18 protein-coding genes, 1 tRNA gene and 1 pseudogene are annotated in these 23,066 nt (G+C 56.0%); 11 read left to right on the top strand and 9 right to left on the bottom strand.

Features of this window, described 5'->3' with window-relative positions:
* Nucleotides 1-85: 85 nt before the first annotated feature.
* Nucleotides 86-1,300: a ribonuclease D gene (locus tag ACF8AM_RS22915; RefSeq protein ID WP_392557880.1), complete on the bottom strand. Its 1,215-nt coding sequence runs from the start codon at nucleotides 1,298-1,300 to the stop codon at nucleotides 86-88.
* A 150-nt stretch (nucleotides 1,301-1,450) separates the two neighbouring features.
* Between ACF8AM_RS22915 and ACF8AM_RS22910 the strand changes: the two genes are divergently transcribed.
* A complete protein-coding gene (locus ACF8AM_RS22910; protein WP_392557878.1) occupies nucleotides 1,451-2,242 on the top strand; it encodes a (5-formylfuran-3-yl)methyl phosphate synthase in 792 nt (263 codons plus the stop codon).
* Between the two features lie 199 nt (nucleotides 2,243-2,441).
* Here the strand turns inward: ACF8AM_RS22910 and tig are convergent, their stop codons facing one another.
* Entirely contained in the window at nucleotides 2,442-3,962 is a 1,521-nt protein-coding gene (tig, locus tag ACF8AM_RS22905; protein WP_392557877.1) for a trigger factor, read from the bottom strand.
* 263 nt (nucleotides 3,963-4,225) lie between these two features.
* Between tig and ACF8AM_RS22900 the strand changes: the two genes are divergently transcribed.
* The 8 genes from ACF8AM_RS22900 (at nucleotide 4,226) to ACF8AM_RS22865 (ending at nucleotide 12,559) form a co-directional block, all read left to right on the top strand.
* Nucleotides 4,226-4,298 (top strand) — tRNA-Gly (locus ACF8AM_RS22900).
* A 205-nt stretch (nucleotides 4,299-4,503) separates the two neighbouring features.
* The gene (locus ACF8AM_RS22895) at nucleotides 4,504-5,514 is read left to right on the top strand and encodes a ketoacyl-ACP synthase III (RefSeq protein WP_392557876.1); all 1,011 of its coding nucleotides are present in this window, start codon (nucleotides 4,504-4,506) and stop codon (nucleotides 5,512-5,514) included.
* A gap of 41 nt (nucleotides 5,515-5,555) precedes the next feature.
* Nucleotides 5,556-6,299: a YqgE/AlgH family protein gene (locus ACF8AM_RS22890; protein WP_392557875.1), complete on the top strand. Its 744-nt coding sequence runs from the start codon at nucleotides 5,556-5,558 to the stop codon at nucleotides 6,297-6,299.
* Nucleotides 6,300-7,013, top strand: coding sequence for a metallophosphoesterase family protein (locus tag ACF8AM_RS22885; protein ID WP_392557874.1), 714 nt, complete (start codon nucleotides 6,300-6,302; stop codon nucleotides 7,011-7,013).
* 174 nt (nucleotides 7,014-7,187) lie between these two features.
* Nucleotides 7,188-9,272, top strand: a complete 2,085-nt coding sequence (locus tag ACF8AM_RS22880) for an NAD(+) synthase (protein WP_392557873.1) — start codon at nucleotides 7,188-7,190, stop codon at nucleotides 9,270-9,272.
* A gap of 110 nt (nucleotides 9,273-9,382) precedes the next feature.
* Complete coding sequence (locus ACF8AM_RS22875; RefSeq protein ID WP_392557872.1) at nucleotides 9,383-9,727, top strand: rhodanese-like domain-containing protein; 345 nt, start codon at nucleotides 9,383-9,385, stop codon at nucleotides 9,725-9,727.
* 396 nt (nucleotides 9,728-10,123) lie between these two features.
* Nucleotides 10,124-11,245 (top strand): hypothetical protein, encoded by a 1,122-nt coding sequence (locus ACF8AM_RS22870; RefSeq protein ID WP_392557871.1) that lies wholly within the window; start codon nucleotides 10,124-10,126, stop codon nucleotides 11,243-11,245.
* A 207-nt stretch (nucleotides 11,246-11,452) separates the two neighbouring features.
* Nucleotides 11,453-12,559 (top strand): DUF1570 domain-containing protein, encoded by a 1,107-nt coding sequence (locus tag ACF8AM_RS22865; protein WP_392557879.1) that lies wholly within the window; start codon nucleotides 11,453-11,455, stop codon nucleotides 12,557-12,559.
* Between the two features lie 43 nt (nucleotides 12,560-12,602).
* Here the strand turns inward: ACF8AM_RS22865 and ACF8AM_RS22860 are convergent, their stop codons facing one another.
* The 4 genes from ACF8AM_RS22860 to der form a co-directional block, all read right to left on the bottom strand.
* On the bottom strand, nucleotides 12,603-13,733 hold the full coding sequence (locus ACF8AM_RS22860) for a hypothetical protein (protein ID WP_392557870.1): 1,131 nt from the start codon (nucleotides 13,731-13,733) through the stop codon (nucleotides 12,603-12,605).
* 58 nt (nucleotides 13,734-13,791) lie between these two features.
* Nucleotides 13,792-15,798, bottom strand: a complete 2,007-nt coding sequence (locus ACF8AM_RS22855; RefSeq protein WP_392557869.1) for an alpha/beta hydrolase — start codon at nucleotides 15,796-15,798, stop codon at nucleotides 13,792-13,794.
* A gap of 311 nt (nucleotides 15,799-16,109) precedes the next feature.
* Nucleotides 16,110-16,643, bottom strand: a complete 534-nt coding sequence (locus ACF8AM_RS22850) for an NINE protein (protein WP_392557868.1) — start codon at nucleotides 16,641-16,643, stop codon at nucleotides 16,110-16,112.
* Nucleotides 16,644-16,915: 272 nt separating this feature from the next.
* Nucleotides 16,916-18,280 carry a ribosome biogenesis GTPase Der gene (der, locus tag ACF8AM_RS22845; protein WP_392557867.1) on the bottom strand — a complete coding sequence of 455 codons (1,365 nt, stop codon included), beginning with the start codon at nucleotides 18,278-18,280 and terminating at the stop codon, nucleotides 16,916-16,918.
* A 90-nt stretch (nucleotides 18,281-18,370) separates the two neighbouring features.
* On the opposite strand from der, the gene ACF8AM_RS22840 reads away from it, so the two are divergent.
* On the top strand, nucleotides 18,371-19,342 hold the full coding sequence (locus ACF8AM_RS22840; protein WP_392557866.1) for a uracil-DNA glycosylase family protein: 972 nt from the start codon (nucleotides 18,371-18,373) through the stop codon (nucleotides 19,340-19,342).
* Nucleotides 19,343-19,517: 175 nt separating this feature from the next.
* On the opposite strand, the gene ACF8AM_RS22835 is transcribed toward ACF8AM_RS22840, so the two are convergent.
* Nucleotides 19,518-20,414, bottom strand: coding sequence for a fumarylacetoacetate hydrolase family protein (locus ACF8AM_RS22835; protein ID WP_392557865.1), 897 nt, complete (start codon nucleotides 20,412-20,414; stop codon nucleotides 19,518-19,520).
* A gap of 273 nt (nucleotides 20,415-20,687) precedes the next feature.
* On the opposite strand from ACF8AM_RS22835, the gene ACF8AM_RS22830 reads away from it, so the two are divergent.
* Complete coding sequence (locus tag ACF8AM_RS22830; RefSeq protein WP_392557864.1) at nucleotides 20,688-21,506, top strand: sugar phosphate isomerase/epimerase family protein; 819 nt, start codon at nucleotides 20,688-20,690, stop codon at nucleotides 21,504-21,506.
* 154 nt (nucleotides 21,507-21,660) lie between these two features.
* On the opposite strand, the gene hemQ is transcribed toward ACF8AM_RS22830, so the two are convergent.
* The gene (gene hemQ / locus ACF8AM_RS22825; protein WP_392557863.1) at nucleotides 21,661-22,554 is read right to left on the bottom strand and encodes a hydrogen peroxide-dependent heme synthase; all 894 of its coding nucleotides are present in this window, start codon (nucleotides 22,552-22,554) and stop codon (nucleotides 21,661-21,663) included.
* 119 nt (nucleotides 22,555-22,673) lie between these two features.
* Nucleotides 22,674-23,066 (bottom strand): annotated as a pseudogene (locus ACF8AM_RS22820) (hypothetical protein); the annotation flags it as partial.

The raw sequence follows: 23,066 nt of genomic DNA, 5'->3' as shown, positions 1-23,066 counted from the left end.
AATCCTCACTTTTAGCTTTGACAGATCACTGGTGGGCCGGCGACAGGCACGCTAGGCCTGACGCTCGGGTCGAGCAAATTCGGGATCACTCTTTGGGCGGAGGTGCCCCTTCGCATTCGACAAACTCAAGCGGTTGCTGTTCGCTTGTGTCGGCGACTCGGATCGCGAGTTCGCCTCGAAGAATTTTTCGAAAAGCGGTTCCAACGATGTCACCACGCCATCCCTTGAGCAATGAAGGGGTGGGTGTCCCGCGGCGCGGATCGAGTTCGTAGGCAAGCAGTTCTTTGACGTCATCGGAATTACCGACGATGGCAGGGGCTAGTTTTTGTTGTCGGCTGATGCATGCAATGGAAGTCGATAGAAATTGACTCAACATCGGCGACGCGCTTCGCGAGCGGCCCCGGTTGCGGCGAGGCAATTGTTCGTCGGGGACCGCCAAGGCCGAGGCAATTGCCGCACCAATTTCTTCGTACTGGTCGGTGTAGCCCCGACGTTCCATCCCGCGAATGTTGCGGATTTTCTTGACATCGGGTGAACCACGTTTGGCCAGCTCGACCATCAAGTCGTCGCGCATCACACGGCGCGGCAATCTGTCTTTGCTGCGGGCGATTTCTTCTCGCCATCGCCAAAGGTGCCGGATGATTTCAAGCTGACGGGGTTTCAACCCTGAGCTGCCACTGACTCGTTGCCAGTTTTCACTTTCCTCTGCATCGATGACTTTGTTTTGAAGTCGGGCGGTTTCTTCTTCGAGCCAAGCAACCCGGTCCAGGGCTTTGACATCTGCAATCAGTTTGGCGTGCATCTCCGCCAATGTGGTCACGTCGTGCAGTGCGTACGTCAACTGGTCTTTCGTGAGTGGTCGGTGTCGCCAGTTGGTTCTCGTTTCACCTTTGGGGAGGGTTTGTCCCACCAGCTTTTGAACCAGTGTTGCGAGCGACGCCGGGTACTCGATGCCGACAAAACCTGCCGCCAATTGGGTGTCAAACAGCCCCGCGATCGGCCGGCCGGTGAAACGATAGGCAAACCGGATTTCTTCGCGAGCAGCGTGAGCGATCACGACCCGATTGCCGGATCCGATGGTGTCATCGGTCAGGATGTCCCAAAATGGCTTGGTGTCGCCAACGGTGTAGGGATCGACCACCGCGAGGTGGTTGCCGGCCGCCACTTGGAGCAAACAGAGCTCGGGGCGATAGCAGTCTTCGGAGACAAATTCAGTGTCAAAGCCAATCACGGGTTCGTCCGCAATGGCCTCGCAAAAGTCATTGAACTGCGAAGGTGTTTCGATGGAGTCGTAATTCACCGCGGCAAATCCGGTGTCTTGATGGGCGACATTGATTTCACGTAAGTTGCGTCCCTGCAACGCTGATTGGAAGATGACTGTAACTTGCCAACCGCTTCGGGTCGATCGGATCAACGGCAACCAAGATCAGAATGCCCCGGAGAATATTGAATGGAGCCAGTGTCCCCCCGCCATCGCTTGGTGTCTGACCACTGTGTGGATTGTTTACCCGAGGCCAGCGGAGCTGAGTTGCTGGTAAGCGTGCGGGATCTGAGGGAGGCTCAGATGGCTGTCTCCGGTCAAGTTGGGATCGTGGACTTCAAAGAGCCCTCGCAGGGTGCGTTGGCGGCTTGCGAATCGAGCGTATGGCGATCCGCAGTCGAGCGCTTTGAGGCCTCGCTTCGTTTGGGCCGTGTTCGGCTGTCTGCGGCACTGGGGGAACCTGGCACCGGTGAGGAGTTGTCGTCGCAAGTTCCCCGCGAGTTCTCTTTCGCGAAAATCGGTCCGAGTCGTTGCACGACCACAGAAAAACTGGCCGCGGCTTGGGAGGCGACTTGTTTGCCAGAATCGGTGGAATTGGTGCCGGTTGCCTATGCGGATCATGTTGAGGCCGAAACGATCTGTCCGGAGCAAGTCTTGGAATTGGTGGTCGATTCAGGGCACCAGCGATTGTTGGTCGACACGTTCACAAAAGATGGGCGAACGTTGACGGATCATATTTCGATCCAGCGGTTGCTATCGTTGATCAAAACGGCGAGTCGCCATGGCGTTTGGCTGGCCCTTGCAGGTTCGATTCGGCTGCAGGAGATGCAGGATCTGGTCGCGAAAGGCGTGCACCCAAAGTGCTGGGGCGTTCGAGGCGATGTCTGTGACCAACGGGACCGACGTGGCGGGCTGGACGCAACCCGAGTGGCAGCGTGGCAGGACGCGTGTCGCCGAGCGTGTTCATCGGCTTGCACGTAGGGTGCCGGCACGAGCGGATGGACTTTGAGCTTCGCAACGTGCCGTTGTAATGTTTCGGGGCACGTGCTTCGTCCGGGCTCGCGTTTCGTCCTCGATTGAGCTTCCGTTTGGGGTTTCCAGCGAGAATGGGCGGCGCATGAAAAACGCCCGGTCGCTGCTGGCAACCGGGCGTCAATTCATTCGGGAAATGGACTCAGGATCACTCCTTGTCTTTTTCCTGTTTCTCTTCAGGTTCGGCGCCCTTTGGGGTGTTGTCGTCGTACTTGGCCGCTGGGATCGCTTCGTGATCCTTGGTCGGCAGCACTTCGTGATAGACGGCGAACTCTTCGTTCGATTCTTCGGCTTCTTTTTCGACGGGCTCTTCGGTGACCGTTGCCGCTTCGGTGATCATTTCGATGACCTTGCGTTCGACAATTTGGTTACGAAGGGCATCCATTTGACCGGTTTTTTCCAATCGAGCACGCACGCGACGTGGTGACGAATCGCTTTGTTCCGCGATCAGTTGGATTTCGGTTTCGTATTCCTGCGGCTCTGCGTCGATTTTTTCTTCGTCGGCGATTTGTTCCAGGATGAAGTGTTCACGCAGCGAGGCTTCGGTGCCCTGTTGCATGTTTTGCTTGCTGGCGTTGACGAAGCGACGGATCATGTCGTCGTCGAAGCCGCTGCGACGGAACTCGAGCACTTTGCGATCGAGTTCGCGTTTCGTTTGCCGACGGACCAAGGTCGGAGGCAATTCGAAGTCCGCCGAATCCAGCAGTTTTTCGATGATGCTGCCACGCATGGCTTGTTCAGTGCGGAAGTTGGCTTGGCGTTCGAGTGACGAACGCACGAAGTCACGAAGTTCTTCTTCGGATTCAAACTCGCCCAATTCATCCAGGAACTCAGCGGTCAGTTCAGGCAGTTGTTCCTTCAGGACTTCGACCACTGTGAAGGTGGCGTCGACTTCTTTGCCTTGCATATCTTCGTTGGCGTGACCTTCGCCGAGTTTGACTTTGGCGGTCAAGGAATCGCCTTCCTTGCAGTCCTTCATCAGTTCGCCGAAGTTTTCGCAAACGGCATCCGAGAGGCTGAGTCGGCTGGCTAGCGTGACGCGTTCTTCGTCCATTTCGGACAGAACTTTGTCACCGTCTTTGAATTTGGCGGTGATCAGCAAGCGATCGCCAAGTTCAGCGGGGGCGTCGCTGGCTTCCAGGGATGCGTAGCGAGAGAGAACGCGTTGCAAAGCGGCGTCGACGTCTTCTTCCGAAATCGTTTCGACGGGCTTTTTGAGATCCAGTTTCTTCCAGTCCGGGGTACTGAATTCAGGTCGAACTTCGATGCTGAACTGATATTTGAATTCACCTTTTTCAGGCAGTTCAATGGACTCGTAATCGAAATCGGGTTCACCGATTGCCGAGAACTCGGCGTCTTCGGTGACCTTGGCCAGACTGTCCATCAACAGCGAGCCTTTGACGCGATCTTCGATTCGATCTTTGAATTGTTTTTCAACCAACTTGCGTGGCGCGCGACCGGCACGGAAACCAGGGACCTGAGCTTCCGGGACGAGTTCGTCATACGCGTCCTTCATGTAGCGATCCACTTCGCCACGTGGGATGGTGACAATGACCTCCCGCAAACAGGCATGAGGTTTGGTAACCTCCATGTTCAACTGCAGCGGGTCTTTGACGGGAGCAGCCGCGTCTTCGGCGGGCGTTGAATCGGTGTCGAAAGACGTGGACATCCTGATTTTGAACCTTGTGTTAGGAGAACGAATCGATCGAACCGCAATTGGCCATCGAACATTCAGAAAGCGAAATCGAATAGGCCGGGGTAATCGGACGCTTCGACCGGGGGGCACCTGCTACAGGGGCCGTTTCATGCAGCGGCAAAGTGTAGTGTTTTCCGGCGATGATCGACAAGCGGTTAAAAAAACCTTTCAAGAGGCCTCAAGTCGACTTGCAGCAAATCCGATGGTTCCTATACTGTGCCCCACACAACTGAAACGCGGCTGTAGCTCAGTTGGCAGAGCATCACGTTGCCAACGTGATTGTCGTCGGTTCGAATCCGATCAGCCGCTCTTCAAGACCACGTCCGGATCAAACGGGCGTGGTTTTTTTTTGCCTTTCAAGCGTGGTTTTTTTGCCCCTTCGAACGGCGTTTTTTCAAGCCCATCGGGTCGGAGCCTCGTTTGCGAGTTGCCGTTGATGCGGATTCGCTGGTACGCTTCGGCCTTCTTTGAATGACCAACGTCAGTTTTCATTAGCCTCTTCGCCGAGTCGAACGTGCCCCACGCCCAGATTGGTCCCATCTCGGTGCATCTTCCGGAACATGTGGAAGACAATGCGACGCTGAAGGAACAGTTCCCCTCTTGGGATCTCGATTTGATCGCGGAGAAAACTGGGATTCATCAGCGGCACATCGCCGGGCCCGGTGAGACCTCCGCCGATCTCGCGGTTCAGGCCTGCGAGCAATTGTTCGAACGTGAAAATCTGGATCGTTCGACGATTGATTTTGTGATGCTCTGCACGCAAACCCCTGATTATCCGTTGCCGACCACCGCCTGTTTGTTGCAGGACCGCTTGGGACTGCCAACTCAGTGTGGCGCGATCGATTTCAATTTGGGCTGCAGCGGTTTTGTCTACGGCACCGCGATGGCCGATGGTTTGATCCAGACCGGTGTCGCCAAAAAAATCTTGTTGGTGACCGCCGAAACGTACAGCAAATACATCGACACCAACGATCGAAGTTTGCGAACCATCTTCGGAGACGCAGCCGCAGCCACCTTGATCACCGCCGAAGAGGAACCTTCGTTGTGGGGGTACCAATTCGGCAGCGATGGCAGCGGTGCCGACATGTTGATTGTCGGTGACGGCGGTGGGCGACCCGCGGAGGATGCGATTCCACCTCGGCACCGGAAACGCTGGAAGAGTCGCCTCTACATGGACGGCCCCAGCCTGATCAATTTCACGGTGGATGCGATTCCACGATTGGTGGATGAAGTCCTCGAAACCAACCAGTTGACCGACGACCAAATCGGGCACTATTTGTTTCACCAAGCCACCTGGAAGATGCTCGACCAGTTGCGGAAGCGAATGGAAATCGCTCCTGAGCGGTTGCCGATCGATTTGGCGGACGTGGGGAATACAGTATCCTGCACATTGCCCATTTTGATCGACCGAATGCGTCGGCGCAACGAATTGATCGAGGGGGCCACGAATGTCTTGGTTGGTTTCGGTGTGGGATTGTCGTGGGGCGGATGTCTCTGGCGTGACCAGTATCGAGATCATTCCTGAATTTCTGCACGCAGTTGCCGGTTCACGAACCCGGGCTTGAGATGAACACATCCACAAATTGCACCGGTTGTTTCTTGATCGCGTCACCGTATTTGCACGACGGCAATTTTTTTCGATCCGTGGTGCTGATTATCCGGCACACAGACGACGGCGCCTTCGGTGTGGTGATCAATCGCGTGGGACGCCAACGGTTCGGTGACGTCATCGCGATGAGCGATCCGTCATGGGAAGCGGGGGCGAAACCCAAGATTGATTTGACGTCTGCCACACAAAATGATTTCGCGGAGGATTCATCTGGTTCGGTCGACCAGCAGGTTCACCCGGATCAGATCTACCTGGGAGGGCCGGTGGACGGTCCCGTCTTGGCGCTGCACAACATCGCCGGCATCGGTGACCCCTGCGGCGTCGAGGGAACCGAAGCCGGGTCAAAGACTCAATTGCATGATCATCCTGCTGAACCTTGGGGATCCATGTCGATTCAGTGGGCGGATGTTCCCGCTTGGGTCACCGCTGATGAAGATCACTTGCGGTTGCTCGCCAGGCGTGATGACGTGAAGCTGCGTTACATCGTGGGCTATTCAGGATGGGGGCCAATGCAGTTGGAAAATGAACTGAATGAAGGGGGATGGTTGGTCACGCCTGCGGACGCGGAATCCATTTTTGGTCCCAGTGAAGAGATTTGGGAAAAGTTGGTGCATCGCTGCGGTCAGGCCATCATGAAGGACCTGACGCCCGATGTTTCTTTTCCGAGTGAGCAGCAGGGCTTTGACCCAGGTGTGAATTGAATGGCCCGATATGTGATCGGTGACATCCACGGATGCGCAAAAGCACTGAGGTCGATGATTCAGGAGTTGGCGCCGACGAGCGATGACGAGGTGATCTTTCTAGGCGACTACATCGATCGTGGTCCCGATTCTCGCGACGTGGTGGAACAGGTGATTCGCTTGCAGTCGGTTTGCAAGGTGATCCCGCTGCGTGGCAACCATGAATGGATGTTGCAGAGCGTGGTTTCGCGAGGGATGGACGATGCCATGTGGCTTCGCAGTGGCGGCCGAGCGACGGTGACCAGTTACGGCGGTTCCATCCGCAAAATTCCTGCGGAACATATGGCGTTCTTTGAGTCCTTGCTGGCGTGCTATCAAACCGAGAGTGAGATTTTCGTTCACGCGATGTACGACCCCAGTTGTGAAGTCGAGACTCAGGACGATGAGTTGACCTATTGGTCTCACCTTCCCCCTTGTCCGCCAGCGCCCCATCACAGTGGGAAACGTGTTTTCGTGGGGCACACGCCTCAGGCAGATGGTGAAGTCCTTCGGCAGAGCCACTTGGTTTGTATGGACACGTATTGTTTTGGTGGCGGCTATTTGTCGGCGATGAATCTGGACACCGAATCGATTCTGCAAGTGGATCGCCATGGCCACGTTCGGCGTGTCCCGGTCGAACGATTTGCGATGCTTTTGAAAGGCTGCTTCCACTGGTTTCGGACTCCAAAATTGTGAGCCGCCGCTTGATATTTTCGCCTTGATATACTGTTCTTGGGTTTGGGCCTGTTTCGGCGCGGAGTGCTCACAAGCTCGCTTCGCGATTGACGCCGACTGGCAGTTGGTGGGCATTGGCCGGGCTGGCCGATCCGCTTGTTTGTTTTTTCCTTGGATTGGTGAGACCCACGCGTTGTGAATTCTTCGAACGAACTGACGTTTCCAAAGCAGCGACGGCAGCATGGGTTTTACCGAGTGTCTGCGGTCTCGCCGAAGGTCCAGGTCGCGAATCCTGCTGCCAATGCGGCGGAGACCATCGCCGCAGTGAATGCGATCGCCCGAGAATCCGCTTCCGATCTGATCCTGTGTCCAGAGCTGGGGTTGTCCGCCTACACCTGCGGGGATCTGTTCGCAACGCACACTTTGTTGGACGCGAGCTTGGATGCGCTCGACTCCATCGCGAATCATAGTCGTTCTTGCCGGGCCACACTGGTTGTCGGTTTGCCCCTTCGCGTAGGGACGAGCGTGATGAACGTTGCCGCCGTGGTTCGGGATGGGCGGGTCCATGGCTTGGTGCCCAAAACGTTCCTGCCCAACTATCGCGAATTTTATGAAGCGAGGCACTTTCGAGCGGCATCGGAGACCGATCCTCCGACCGTCCGTCTTGGTTCGTACGACGTTCCTTTCGGAACGGATTTGTTGTTTCGAGACGGGAACGCGACGCTCGCCATTGAGATCTGTGAAGATCTCTGGGTACCGGTTCCACCAAGCAGTCATGCGGCGCTCGCCGGCGCCAACGTGGTGCTGAACTTGTCGGCCAGCAACGAGCTGATTGGCAAAGCCCAATGGCGACGTGATTTGGTGGTCAGCCAATCCGGGCGTTTGATCGCAGCCTATGCGTATGCCTCAGCCGGTGGTGGTGAATCGACCAGCGATTTGGTTTTTGGTGGACATTGTTTGATCGCCGAAAACGGGGCGTTGATGGGCGAGTCGCGAAGGATCGGTGACACCGATGACGAAGACTTGCCGGTGCCAACCGCGGTGACTCGCGACGTGGATCTTCAGCGGCTGGATCATGATCGTCGTGTCGTTGGTTCGTTCGATGATTTTCAGGCTTCGCTGCCTCGGCCGTATCGAACGATTGAACTGGCTGGTACTGAACAGGTTCAAACCGAACCGGCGACGGAATCCGCTCCATTGACTGACATCCATTCCGATGAAAATCGGTTGGAGCGCCATGTCGACCCTCATCCCTTTGTGCCCGATGACATTTCAAGACGCGAGGAGCGATGTGCAGAGATACTCGCGATTCAAACGGCCGGCTTGGTCAAGCGATTGCAGCAGTTGCCTGATGATTTGCCATTGACGATCGGTATCTCAGGTGGACTCGATAGCACGTTGGCGCTCTTGGTGGCGGTTTCAGCGGTCGATCAACTGAAACGCGATCGCAAGATCATTGATGCGATCATCATGCCTGGCTTTGGAACGACACAGCACACCAACGAAAGTGCCAATCAGCTAGTTCAGGGGTTGGGGGTAGCGTCGGAAAGCATCGACATTCGTCCGCTTGCGCTGCGAACTTTTCTTGACATCGGGCATTCGCCATTGGGGCTTGCCATTGACTCAACAACCAAGATCGACGAGTTGCAATCGCGACTACAAAAGGTTGATTCGAATGCAACAGATTTGAAATTCGAAAACGTGCAGGCACGCCTGCGGACGATGTTGTTGATGAGCCGTGGGTTCGTGCTGGGGACAGGGGATTTGTCCGAGCAAGCGTTGGGTTGGAGCACCTACAACGGCGACCACATGTCGATGTACAACGTCAACGCATCGGTTCCCAAGACGTTGGTTCGTTATCTGGTGCAGTACGCTGCCGACCATCGCTATCGCGAATCGCTGCATGAAACGCTGCACCGGATCGCCGACACACCGATTTCGCCGGAGTTGTTGCCTCCGACCGAAGGCGGTGAAATTCGCCAAGCCACCGAGGCCACAATCGGCCCGTACGAACTGCACGATTTCTTTCTTTATCACTTCGTGCGGGGTGGTTGTGATGTCGCGAAAATGTGCTTTTTGGCAAAGCAAGCGGAGTTCCATTCACCTCATTCCGAGGAAGTGATCGCAGCGACTGCCAAAACATTTGTGCGGCGATTTTTTCAGTCGCAGTTCAAACGCAATTGTGTTCCGGACGGTCCCAAGATTGGTTCGGTCAGTTTGTCGCCTCGGGGCGATTGGCGGATGCCAGCGGACGCATCCAGTGCGGCTTTCAAAGACTGAGTTTTATCCCACCCATTCGCATCGGCGCGGCGGCGTGCACAATGGACGCACGCGGTTTGATTGAAAGACCGATTTTCCGACGTGTGCCTTGTTTTCTGGGACCCTGATTGATGTCAAACGATTCCGCCTTTCCGCTCGAAATCACTGTGTCCGATCTGGACGCGATGCGTTCTCGCGGAGACGACTTTGTGTTGTTGGATGTTCGTGAAACGAGTGAGTATGAAACGGCACGTATCGAGGGTTCCAAGCTGTTGCCAATGAGCGAAATTCAGCAGCGGTTGTCAGAATTGGACGAGCATCGACAGGACCACATTGTCGTGCAGTGTCATCACGGCGGTCGAAGCATGCAGGTGACTCAGTTCCTACGCTCCAACGGATTCGACAAGGCCCAAAACTTGGCTGGTGGAATCGATCAATGGTCGCTGCAAATCGACTCCTCTGTCCCGCGATATTGACCTTGATTTTGCTCCTCGCCGGAAGGGGCCGTGCAGTTTGTCGAGGCCGCGTTTTACCGGGTTTCAGCATTTGAGAACCTCTTCCGAAACAAAGCTTGGCGGGAGGCCGAGCATGGGAACCAGCGCGTAACCCTGCCCGGCCTGAAACGGGCCGACCTTCCCAAATCGTGGGTGAACTAAAAATGCACGACCGCTGCGCAGGCACGGTTCTCAAGACGCTACTGGCACAGCACTCCAAAACGGCACGACCTCGAAGCAGTTGGGGATCTTTGACGTTTTGGCAAGATGCGTAGCCTGAGGGGGCTTTGCATGTCGTTCGGATTGTTTTGGTCCTGACGATCATCCTTCGTCGATAAGCGTTGTCAGTCATCCAAAATTCGACGGAGAAAGAAGCTGATGTCTTGGACCCTTTCAAAGTATCGACCTGTGTCTGATTTGTGTTTCGCGGCGGGTTTGCAACTCGGTCGTTGGAGTGCTGTTGCTCGTATCGTGGCGGTGTGTGCCATGATCGCGGGTGCCGGGTGTGTCGGTTTGAGTCACGCGTCAGCCCAGTCTTGCGGATGCGGTGAACCCGCTTGCGGGATGGAATTGGCGACGTGTGATTGCGAACCAGCCTGCGGTTCGGAACCCACTTGTGGCTGCGAAGCCCCGCTCGCGTTCCCTGCTCTTCGGGCTCGCATTGACGCCACCTGCGGTTGCGAAACCCAGTGTTCGTGTGCCGCCGAACCGGTTTGTGGAGCAGAGCCTTTGTGTGGCGTCCAACCATTCTTTGCGAGCGAACCGAGTTGCGGTTTTGATGCGAGCTGCGGATGCGAGACCGCTGGATGCTCGAGTTGTCAGAAAGCGGACAGTGGAGGATTCCTGACGCGTCACAAAGTGCAAAAGTGCAATCCCATTTTCCAAACCCTGGATCTGGCCGCGTGCAGCGTTGAACGAGTGTTGAAGGTCGGAGCCAAGTTGGTTTGTGCTCCCTGCGGTCATCGCGGTTGTGAATCGGGCTGCGAAACGTGCGGTCATTGTGAATCATCCATGGGTGGGCATGTGACGCACTTCCATGGGCACCATGCGGTCATCGAATCACCGGTTGTGATGGATTCACATTCGATGACGCCAATGAGCGATTCGAATGTCACTGAGGTGATGCCTTATGTGCAACGCAAACCCAGTCTGCAATCGATTCCGACTCCCGCTCCGCAACCACGGGATGCCCCACTGACTGATGGTCCTAAAACGACAATCCGCAAGTCAGCCAATGGTTTGCCATCGATTCCCAAACCCGTTCCGGCCCGATCCGCTCCAAGCAGGGGATCTCAGGAACGTGCCGGTTCGTTGTTTGACGAAATGCGAAATCCGTTTGAGGATGATTCGGCTCGCGTGAGTCGGCGTCGCGTCAACGTTCGTCAGACTTCCTACGTCGACGGCCAGCTTGAATCCGTGCGTCGGATTGCACCGCCAAAGCGCAAAGCCGCGACGCACCCAGCTGAAACGGATGACTTTGCTGACTACTTCCGAAAGTAGTGACGATTGCACGAGGGGGGCAGCGTCAGGAAATTCTGGCTGGCGGAGCGAACGCTTTTTCAGAAGAAGGAATCGTGGCGCGACGAATTCGTTGGCATGATTTGGATGGTTTACAATGGTGGCGAGCGACAAGCTCGTCGCCATTTTTTTTGGGCGGATCGTTGGTGTGACTTCTCGCTGCGATTCCGCTTCCGGTCATCGTTCCTCTTGGATTGGTTTGTTGTGGCAAGACGCGCCGTTTCAGTCTTCTATCTTGTGCTGATTGTTTGGGGAACGACCGTGGGTTCGTTCTCGTTCGCGGATGTCATCACCTTCGAAGAGGGGGCGGACGATTCGGCCAAGACAGAACGAACCATCGATGCCGAAATTTTGGTCGAGGCTGCTGATGGCGGTGTCCTCGCCCGCTGCGATGCAGGACGACTGTGGACCATTCAGCCGGACCAGATCATCACGCGAGCCAAGCAGCCCGCCGGTCCTCCGATCGACCAGGAGACCATGGCGCGACGGATGCTAGAAGAATTGCCTGCGGGGTTCCAGGTTTACCGAACTGCGAACTACTTGATTCTTCATCAGGGCAACGAAGCTTACGCTCGAAGTTGCGGCATACTCTTTGAGCAATTGCACCGAGGCTTCTTCACGTACTGGAAGAATCAGCACGTTGATTTGGAAACGCCTCGGTATCCCTTGGTGGCTCTGGTGCTGGCCAATCATGATGAGTTCTTGAAATTCGCCGGTCAAGAAATTGGCGACACGGCGAAGAGCGTTATCGGTTACTACCATTTGGAAAGCAACCGGATGACGACGTTCCGAGTACCTAATCTCGAACGCAACATCGCAACGATCATTCACGAGGCGACTCACCAGTTGGCCTACAACTGCGGGCTGCAAACTCGGTTCGCTGACAATCCGATGTGGGTCAGCGAAGGGATGGCGATGTTCTTTGAGTCACCTGACTTCAGCAACCCACGAGGATGGCGTGGAATCGGCAGAGTCAACGTGGTCAACCTCGGACGCTTCCGGCGTTATCTCCCCTCGCGGCCGGAGGATTCTTTGGCGACGCTCTTGTCCGACGATTCGCGATTCCGTTCAGCGGCAACCGCGGAAGACGCCTACGGAGAGTCATGGGCGCTGACTTATTTTTTGCTGAAGACGCAACGCAAAGAATTTGTGGCCTACCTGCAAAAACTCAGCGAGTCCAAACCGCTGGATGAGCGAACGCCGAGGGAGCGAATCGAAGACTTCGAAAGTTCCATGGGCATGGGACTCGAAGAGATTGATCGCAAATTTCTGACTTACATGCGACGTGTTCGTTAACGACTGAGCGACAAGCCGGATCGGAACGCCGAGTGCATCTCGTTCACGTCGCTGAGATTTTACGGCGGCCGTTTCGCTTTCTCGCGACCACAGCAATCGCGATCAACCCGGTTGCCAGGCAGCCAAGGCACACTGCCACGCCGGTCGCTGACAATGGTCCGACCGTCGTTTCGGGGGCCTCTTCCTCCACGTTGAACGTCGGTGTCGGTGCACTGAAGTACTTCGTTTCGAATTCCGCATCGACATCCAATCCAGCATCGATCCAAGCCGATTCGTCTTTTGAGATGCGGTGAAACAATGCCTCGCCTTGGCTGATTTCCTCGAGCAGTTGCTGCTCCACCTGGGATAACTCCACGTTCTCTTGCATCTCGATGACAGTGAACGCTTTGTGGCGATAGGCAGCGATGGCCTTGGGATCGTCGACTTCCATCGATGCTCTCAGATAGGCTCGGGTGGCCAGCCTCTTGGAGTCGACATTGCTTTCATCTGCCAGCAAAAGGTCCCCCAACGCCTCCAGCAACACGGGTGAGTCGTGGTTGCCAAAACGCATCATGCCCATGACCCCTTTGGCAGCCGCTTGGATCTCCGCCAGGGCGTTGTCCTCTGTTGGGTTTCGGGCGTTCAAGAGGAAACGGGCAAATCCGATTCTTCCCCAATCCTGCTCTTGGAAGACGGGTAGCTCTCCGGATGGATTCTGTGTTTCGAGCAAGTACTCCACCAAAAGTTGCTGGTAGATTTCACGTCCAAAGTGTGCGTCTGGATTGATTGCGATGGCTTTCCGAATGTGCTTCAGCCCTTCTTCCAATTGCCCAGCATGAATGAAGAAGGTTCCAAGATTGGCTTCCGTTTCGTAGCGTCCTTGTTCGGGCCATCGGTCGATCTTCTCAAGGATCGTTTCGATCGCTTGGTCGTGGTTGCCAAGCTTGTCATGGGCAACCGCAATGTCATCCTGATCTGAGGGTGTTTGTTGATCAGATGGTTTCGCCGTTCGATCCTTGATTCGCCACTGGTAGTAGGCGTCCGAGTGGCGAACAAAATATCCGGCGATCAACTCATGGGCGTCCGGGAACAAGCGTCGTTCCATCGCCAGTGTGTCGCGGTCCCAAAGACACGCCGCCAAATCTCTCGGAAGGAGTGCCGCGATGACTGCAACGAGTAAAACGAGTTTTCGCATTTGATAAGCTCCTGTTGCCAGCTAGCCTAAACGATCTGCGACATCCCCGTTTGGCGAATCAATCTTTGCCCCAGTTCAAGCGATTGAGCAGCGGTTGCGATTTGGACTGCTGTTGCCATTGGGGTTTGGTGTCGCCGTCAATGACAACCGTCGGGACTCGACCGGTCGCCATCATGACAATCTGTGGCAGGTCGACGACGCGGCTGACGTTGAGCAAATCAGGTGACTCGCGATTCGATGTTGGCAGATTGGTCAGTTGAAGCCTGGCGATGGAGTCGGACCACAGCGAAGCATGCAATGCCAAGAACGCTGCATCGCCGCTCCCAATGAGATTCCACGGACCGGCGACGCCCAACCGGTCCTGGTGTGCGTTCAGTGCTTCCAACGCACGGACCACGTCGTGGACCTGCATTCCCGCAGCGGTTTGACCCAGCAACATGAAGCGACGACGAATGTGAGTTCGGTCGCGTTCATCGCGAGACCATTCCGTTGGACCCACGCCACGCGGTGCCACCAAGACGGTTGTGCGGCCAGAGGTTGCCAGTTGTTTCCAAACTTCCGCATCGGGTTGAACGCCAGCAAAACGTTCCGGCGAAACCACCGCCAATCCAGACGCGGCCCGTTCCCAACTGGATTGATCCAGCAGGACGACGTCGACGTGATCGTCTGCGCTGGAGGAGTCTGATCGCGCGGCGTCCGTTGAATTGTTGGGGCGTAAAACAACCAACGGCAATCGATACGGTGGCTGGCTCGAGTATTCCGCGAACGTGATGTTGGCGTCGGTGAGTTGAATGTTTGAGACCACCTTCAGATCCGGTGTGACGGTCTGCTGGGGCCAACCAGCAAACGTCTTGGTCCGCAGTTTCTGTTTCCAATCCTTCGCGGCGGCGGCCAACTCATTTGTCGTTTGGGGTGTCCCTTTGGCAGTTGCCTGGGGGACAAAGGTTTCGTGAATCGTTGTCACACGTTCATCCTCGGGCAGCTTCGCAAACACCTTCAGTTGTTTGGGTTCGAACAGCTTCGTCGCCACCTTCTCGATCAGCGATTCATCGCCACGGAGATGACGGTTCAGCCAACGAAACGCGTGAATGCGCAATTCCTGCGTGTCTTGGTGCGGCCCCGACGTGATTTGCAACCCGAGGTTCTTCTCCGCTCCGTAAAGTTCGTAGATCTTTCGGACTTTCGCGTGCAGATCGACCACGCCATCGAGCGGGAAGATGGAGTCGCGGTCGGTGTTGGAAATCAACAGCGGCCGAGGCGCCACCAAAGCCGCAACCATTGGGAAATCCCAGCGATACGTGTTGACCATGTACATGCAATCGCAGTGACCGCTGACGCAGCCGTCCACGACATGGTTTTCCAAAGTGGTGATTCCAGCCACCGGAACCGCCGCTTGAAATCGTTCGTCGATTGCAGCCAACCACCACGAGTAAGCCCCGCCGCCGCTGCGTCCCGTCACGCCGATCCGTTCGGGATCCACTTCGGGACGAGACTGCAGCAAGTCCACTGCTCGCATGCTGTTCCATGCTTCCACGCCTGCTGGTGTGTAGCCACGGTTGTTCCACCACCACATTTTTTCACGATACGTCCCGTGGTGAATGCCTTCGATCTCTCCCAGCTGAATCGTGTCGATGACCAAACACACATAGCCATTGCGAGCGAACCAGGCACCGTGATGTTGGTAGTGGACTTTATTCCCGTAGCTGATGCCGTTTTCTACCACGCGGCCATGTGCACAAACGTACAAGACCGCTGGCAACGGCTCTTCGACTTCCGCAGGGCGATACAAATTCGCGGTGACGTACAACCCAGGCAGGGACTGAAAGTGCAGCTTCTCAACGATCACGTCATCTTTGCGAACTTCCCCCGTGATGGTCGTGTGCAGTTCGCTTCGGGCAGGCATCGGGTTCAACCCAAGCATGTCCAACAACTGCTGCCGATACATTTCACGCCGGCTGGTCCAGTCCTCCAGCGTTTCAATGTCGGCGAGAGACTGCTGGCTCAGTTGTTGGGTTTGCAGCTCAAAGTATTTCGCAGCCAAACGATCACCTTCAGATGTGTTCATCGAAGGTGGATCCGCTGCAAAGCAGATAGACCTGGGGGGCCCTGTCAGTGAGGACAGCCAGGTCAGTGATAAAAAGATGGTCGCCAGAGCAAACGGGTGGGACATGCGCATGAGTGAATCTCAATCGCGAAAAAGGTGGGATGTGGGGCAGGAGTGATCAACAGGCTCGTTTGTTTCATCGAACCGAATTGTTGAGACGCGACATTGTAGATGGTTTCCATCAGCGAATGGTTGACCGGAACCAACGTCGCTCATTCGCATTGCCCATCCTGTTCATCCAGCCATTGCAGTTGCTCCAAACCAGTGGCTGATCAGTGCTGGTGCGCGGCCCGGCGGTTGTACAGGTCGACTTGTTCGTTCAGCGTCCAAAGATCGTACAGCCATCCAATTCCGAACAGTCCGCCGGTCAGGAGGTAGATGATGCCGGTGAACCATTTTTCGAGATAGAAGCGGTGGATCCCGAACAGGCCGAGAAACGTCAGCAGAATCCAAGCAATCGTGTAGTCCACTGGCCCGGTGGTGAATCGCATTTGAGCGCGGCGATCCATCCCCGGAATCAAGAACAAGTCGATTAGCCAACCGACCCCGAGCAGACCAAGCGTGAAGAACCAAATCGTGCCGCTGATTTGTTTGCCGTAATAGAACCGGTGAGCGCCAAAGAAACCGAAGATCCAAACGATGTACCCAATCACAATCGAATGGGTTTCGGGCGAAGGCAAGTACTCCGGTGCGGAGGACACAGGTGGCTGGAGGTGTTGGTGGGGAGTCGACATGGCAATTTGCTGCAGAGGAACACGATGCATCGCAAAATTCGCGATGGATGAGTCGCTTTCCTTTCGAGGCAAGTTCGAGGGCTGCATCTGGCGCGCCATTTTTGTCGGCCATTATCGAACTTGCGAAACCGGCGTTTCGCTTTGTTGTCTGTCGGCCGTTCAACGGACTGCTGCGGGTGGAGCCATTGCCGCGGCGGTCCTAGCAGGCTGTCACGACATGTTTTTAAGGTAGTGGACGAGCCGACGCTCCCTGAACTGGCGTGAAATCCAAGGACTCGTCGCCTCGTCCACTACGATCAACCCTCACTTTTAACTTTGACAGAGCATTAGTCGGAAAGGTCAGCCTACGAGTCAAATGACCTGCCTTGGCCGGAGCGTTCGGCTTTGGCTTCGGCTCGACTGCGTTGCTGCAGGTACAGTTTGATGGGGACTTCACCGAACGGCAGGTGGTCTCGCATCCAGGCGATCAAATACCGTTGATAGTCGTGGCTGAACGCTTTGGGATCGGTGCACATGACGACCACTGTTGGTGGTTCGGTCGACACCTGAGTGGCGTAGAAAATTTTGGGGCGTCGCCCCTGGTACATCGCCGGTGGATGCTGTTCGATCGCAGCTCGAAGAATTCGGTTCAGTTCGCCTGTCGACACGCGACTTTGAGCTTGCTTGTACAGCATGGCCGCGTGGTTCAAAACCGCTTTCACGTTGCGTCCGGTTTGCCCGGTGATGAACGCGATGGGGGCGTAGGACAGCGTGGTGAATTGGTGCCGAAGGTATTTGACCCACCGTTCCGTGGGGACTTCTTTGTCGACTTTGTCCCATTTGTTGACGACAAAGATCACCGGTTTGTGGTGTTCCATGATGTAGCCAACCAGTTGCTTGTCGACCTTGCTCGTTTTCTCCAAGGCGTCGAAGAACATCAGCACGACATCCGCGCGGCGGACGCTGCGTTGAGCGCGGTGGGTACCGTAGTAGTCCAGGTCGGTTCGAATCGACTTTCGTTTTCGCAGGCCCGGCGTGTCGATCGCCAAGAACGTTTGCCCGTCAATTTCGAAGCGAACGTCCACGCTGTCACGTGTTGTCCCCGCCACTTCACTGACGATCATTCGGTCCGATTCGGCCAGCGTGTTGACGAAGGTGCTCTTGCCAACGTTTCGGCGTCCGACAATTGCGATCTTCATGGAAGACTCGGGAGCGACCAAGTCCTCGTCCTTCTCGGGCAATCGATCGACGATGACTTGGATCAGATCGTCACGATGGCGGTTCTGCGTCGTGCTGACGGTGATCAAATGACCTCGTCCGAGCTTGCGAAATTCATCCGCATGAATGTCTTGGTGATCTTGGTCCGCTTTGTTGGCGACCAGAATGACGGGACGCTCGACACCTCGCAGTCGCTCGACGACTTCTTCGTCCAACGGCATTAGCCCGGCTTGAACGTCAACAACCAGCAAGATCACATCCGCGGATGCGATCGCCATGTCGATTTGTCGACGCACGTCGCTGGTCAGGTCGTCGGGGTCTTCGACTCCCATCCCGCCTGTGTCGACCAGTTCGAAGAACCGGTCATCAGACTCGATCAGAGTGGTCATCCGATCACGTGTCACGCCTTCAAAGTTGTCAACAATGGCGAGGCGCCGTCGGGCGATCCAATTGAACAGGCTGCTCTTGCCGACATTGGGACGACCGACGATGGCGACTTGAGGGACTGGCATGACAAAAATCGAACAGAGGGTAAAAGGAACGACGAATCGGTGGTAACCTGCCAATGGTAAGCTGCGTCGAGCATTTCAAGAATCCCTTCCTTGCTCGAACTTCCCTGCAATGACCGTTTTTTTGACGCGAAAACGCATCCTCGGTTGCTCATGACTTCTTTAAATAACGACCTCGATCCAAGTGAAACGAGCGACGCCACGGGCGAACTGCTGGCTCACCTCCGGCGGGTCGGCGTTCGTTTTATTCCCCAACCGAATGCGGAATCCGTTGAATCGTGGCAATCTCGTTGGCGGCAAGCGGATGTTCCCGCGGATTCGAATGCGGCGTCCGGCAGCACGCCAGCGGTCCCCGCACCAGCAGTGAACGCTGCAGCGGCCAGTCCATCGGCCAGTGTGGCGACTGCGAAAAAGCTCCCAAGTGCTCCCAGCAGTCGGTTGCAACCGGTTGAATCGTTCACCGTCTCAGACGATCCCTACCCAGGAACCAACCTGCCGATCGCCGAACGCGAAACGGCGCTTGCCGATTTAGCGTCCACCGTCGCGGGCTGCACCCAGTGCAGTTTGCTGGCCAAATGCCGAACCCAAACGGTGTTTGGAGAAGGCAACCCAGCCGCCCGGTTTGCGTTCTTTGGGGAAGCCCCCGGCGCGGACGAGGACCGACTCGGCCGCCCCTTCATCGGACGCGCAGGCCAATTGTTGGACAAAATGGTCCAGGCCTGCAAGCTTGAGCGAGAAGACATCTATTTGCTGAACACGGTCAAGTGCCGACCGCCGGAGAACCGGAACCCGGACCCATCGGAGCTTGAAAATTGTCGCGGGTATTACGAGCAACAACTTCAAATTCTGCGTCCCGAATACATTGTCTGCCTCGGTGCCATCAGCGCTCACTCTTTGTTGAAGACCAAACTGTCCATTGGTCGGCTTCGGCAACGGTTTCACCAGTACCACGAGAGCAAGGTGTTGGTGATCTACCACCCTGCGTACTTGCTGAGGAATCCTGAAGCGAAAAAGGCGGCATGGGCTGACTTGCAGATGCTCATGCGAGATGCCGGATTGGCTTGAGAACGTCACCGGCCCGGTTGGGAGGTCGTGCAGTTTTTAACTGCTGTGCTTGCAATGCGTTTGTCATTACTATCGCCCTTCCTATGGGGGGGCAGAGCGAAGCGAGGGGAGGGTCGAGCATCGGAACCAGCGCGTAACCCTCCCCGGCCCGAAACGGGCCGACCTTCCCAAAAAGTCAGGCTTCGGCTTGGCAGGTGTTTTCCAGGCGGCCGATGCCGTCGATTTCCACCACGCAACGATCACCGGGGGCCAAGTAGCGAGGAGGTGTTCGAGCGTCACCGACTCCCGATGGCGTGCCCGTGAAGATCAGGTCGCCAGGTTTCAGCGTCATGAATTTCGACAGGTGAGCAATCAGTGCCGGGATGTTGAAGATCAGTTGATCGGTGTTGCTCTCCTGCAGGGTTTCGCCGTTGATGTGCAAGCGAATCGGAAGGTTGCCAGGATCAGAGATTTCATCAGCGGTGACGACGGCGGGGCCGAATGGAGCGAACGTGTCAAAGGATTTGCCCACCAACCATTGCCCACCGGGACGTCCTTTTTGCCAATCTCGGGAAGACACGTCGTGGCCGACCGCGTAGCCAAAGACCGATTCCATCGCCTCGCTGGAGTCCACGTGACGCGTGGTTTTGCCGATGACGACGACCAATTCGGCTTCGTAGTCAACTTTGTCGCTGATCTTGGGCAGCACGATGTCTTGACCGTGCCCCACCAACGCTGAATTGAATTTGCTGAACACGACCGGCAACGATGGTTTCTCCGCTCCCGTTTCAATCGCGTGATCGAGGTAGTTCAAACCGATGCACAAAATCTTTTCTGGGCAGGGAACGGGCGGCAGCAATTGATCAGGAGCGTCCGACCACTGCGATTCCGTGGGCGTGGGGAGTTGATCGAGGTCTGATTTGCTAAGCGAAAAGAGCGTGTTGCCCTGCAACCACTTTTGTTCGACGTCCGCACCCAGCAAATCACCGACGGGGCAAACTTGGGGCCGAGGAGCCAATTGGGTTTCGGGTTCTTTTCGAATCGCCAAACGTGTGGCACCGGAAGAATCAACGTAACGACAAAAAGCAACCATGAGGAAACCAATCGAGGTGGCAAAGAGGTGGGAGCGTAGGAAGTCAAAGCAACCGATGAAGTGTTCAGTTGATTTGCTAGCAAATCAGTTCATTTGCAAGCAATACCATAGCGATCCAATCATTTGCTGGGGGTAGGCTGCAGCGTCCAAAACAAATCTTTACACTGCGACGAAGCGTCGGCATACTCCGACCCCCATGTCCACCGTTGGGACCTCGCGTCCGTTTTTGGAACTTCGGCGGACAAGTTCGATCCTCCTCTTTTCCCACCGTCTATGAACACCTTGGCGATCAACCAATTGTCGACTCTTCGATGGGAATTCGAGCAAGACGCTCAAGCGTATTCCGACCGAGGTTTCGAAGGCATTGGATTGTTCCGACCCAAGCTCGACGATTTGGGAATCGATCGAGCGGTGGAGTTGTTAGCGGAAACGAACTTGCAAGTCACTTCGCTGAGTTGGGTCGGCGGGTTCACCGGCAGCGACGGCCGCGGATTCGATGATGCCGTTCGTGATGCGATGGGCGCCGTTCGCGATGCAGCGGAACTGCGAGCGGAAACGTTGATCGTGTTGGCGGGTGGTCGCAACAACCACATTCGCAAGCACGCTCGCCGGACACTGTGCGACGCATTGTCTCACTTGGCTATCATCGCGGAGGAATTTGGCGTGAAGCTTTCGTTGGAACCCATCCACGCGGGATGCGGCGTGGAATGGTCGTTCGTCAACGACTTGGAATCGACCCTCGAAATCTTAGAGATTGTCGACAGTCCCAACCTGGGAATCGTGCTGGATACCTATCACGTAGGGATGGACGATCGTGTGTTGGACATGCTGCCTCATGTCGTTCCATTCATGCATTTGATGCAGTTGGGCGATGGACGTCACAGTCCACTCGGCGAGATGAATCGTTGCTTGCTGGGCGAAGGTTGCGTGCCGATTCAGTCGCTGGTTCACCGAGTCTTGGAACTGGGATACTCCGGACCGATCGAAGTGGAGTTGATCGGCGAAGACGTCGAACCGCTCAGCTACGAATCCGTGCTCGATCACACCCGATCGTACTTGGACCAATACGTTGGTCCTGTGAAATCAACTTAGCATCGTGTGAAAAACAACTGACGTGGTGGACGAGGCAACGAGTCCCGCCGCTTGGGACGCGTCGCCTCGTCCACTACAAAACTCGGCACTTGTTATCTCACGCGATGCTTAGCAACGCTCGACCAAACCGACAGTCGTTGATGCTCGTCCGGTTTTACAACAAACGGCAGTGACTCAGAATCGCGTCCGCATCGGCTTTGTAGCCGACGTAGAAGGGCCCGAACTCGGCGTACTTGGCGCTCGCTTGATCGAATCGCATCTTGTAGACGATGTCTTTGAGGTACTGAGGGTTGCGACCCCACAAGGTCACCATCCATTCCCAATCATCCAGCCCCACGCCGACGGAAATCAATTGGCTGACCTTGCCCGCGAAAGCCATTCCACTTTGGGCGTGTTCGGCCATCATCTGGTTGCGAGCACTGAATGGTTCCATGAACCAGTTGGCACCCGGCACTCGGCTCTTGTTCATCGGATAGAAACAAGCCGATGGCCAATCGGGAATCTCAGGTTGCAAACGATTGCGATTCATCATCGGCAAACGTCGCTCGTAAGCAGCCACTTTCGCAGCCAACTCAGGTGAGTCCGGTGCGTTGCCTTCTTTGATCAATCGTTGGCGATACTCTTCGATGGAAGGAACGTATTCACTCACTTCGCTGACCGAGACAAACGACCACGCGGGTTCGATCAATCGGCCGATGCCGGGCGCCATGATCGCTTGGTGGATGCCATCGACTTTGGCGGGATCGGGATCCATCACCATGATGCCAAAATCACAATCGTGGCCGCTGATCCAATACGACGCCAATCGTTCTGGGACCGCATCACCGGTTGGGTGGAGCGCCGCCAGGAATTGTTCGCGGTGATTCGGAGCGATCGCACCGTCAAACATTTCGCGGCGGAAACGATAGAAATAGTGACCGCAGTGCCAACCTTCCTCTGGGATCACACTTGGCTCGGGCATGGGAGCGTGTCCGGGTCGGCCGACTCCCGGAGGAGGACCGCCAGCAGAGGGTGCGGAAGGACGTGACTGCGATGGATCAGATGTCATGGAAGTCGATCGAGTGGGTGTTGTTTGGAGAACATCGACGTGATGCAGAGGGTTCTGAACCAGAACCCGTCTTCATCGAGCCACCCATTGTAGATCTCGCTGGTTGATTTTGCAGCGCGTTATCGCAGGGACCACTGCAAAGATCGATCGTTGTAACCGTGTTGTCGGGACCAGTGTCGTTTGCCTTCTGCACCGAAATAACCATAGGAATAAGGCGTTTTCCAACGCGGTTGAACTGTGGCGGCGGGGATTGTCGGCCGCGCCTGCGGGTTTTTGACCCAGTGTTCCCCCAACCCCAAACGGCCGGGGCCTTTCGCACTGGGATCGTTCTCCACACCGGGGGGATGCGTCAACGGAGCCACGGCCGCGGCGGCTTTTTGGTGAGCATGACGCAAATGCGGATGCAGCGAACCGGAGCTGGGTGCGGCGCCATGTTGCTGGTAGGCCTGGGGCGCGTGTCCAGTATGCTGATTGGGAACGCGGCTGTGTCTGCGAGCGACTTTGGGTGGTGT

Source organism: Rhodopirellula sp. JB055, assembly GCF_043100905.1.
GTDB lineage: Bacteria > Planctomycetota > Planctomycetia > Pirellulales > Pirellulaceae > Rhodopirellula.
Note: the sequence above shows the minus strand (reverse complement) of the source record. Positions and strands in the feature narration are given on the sequence as shown.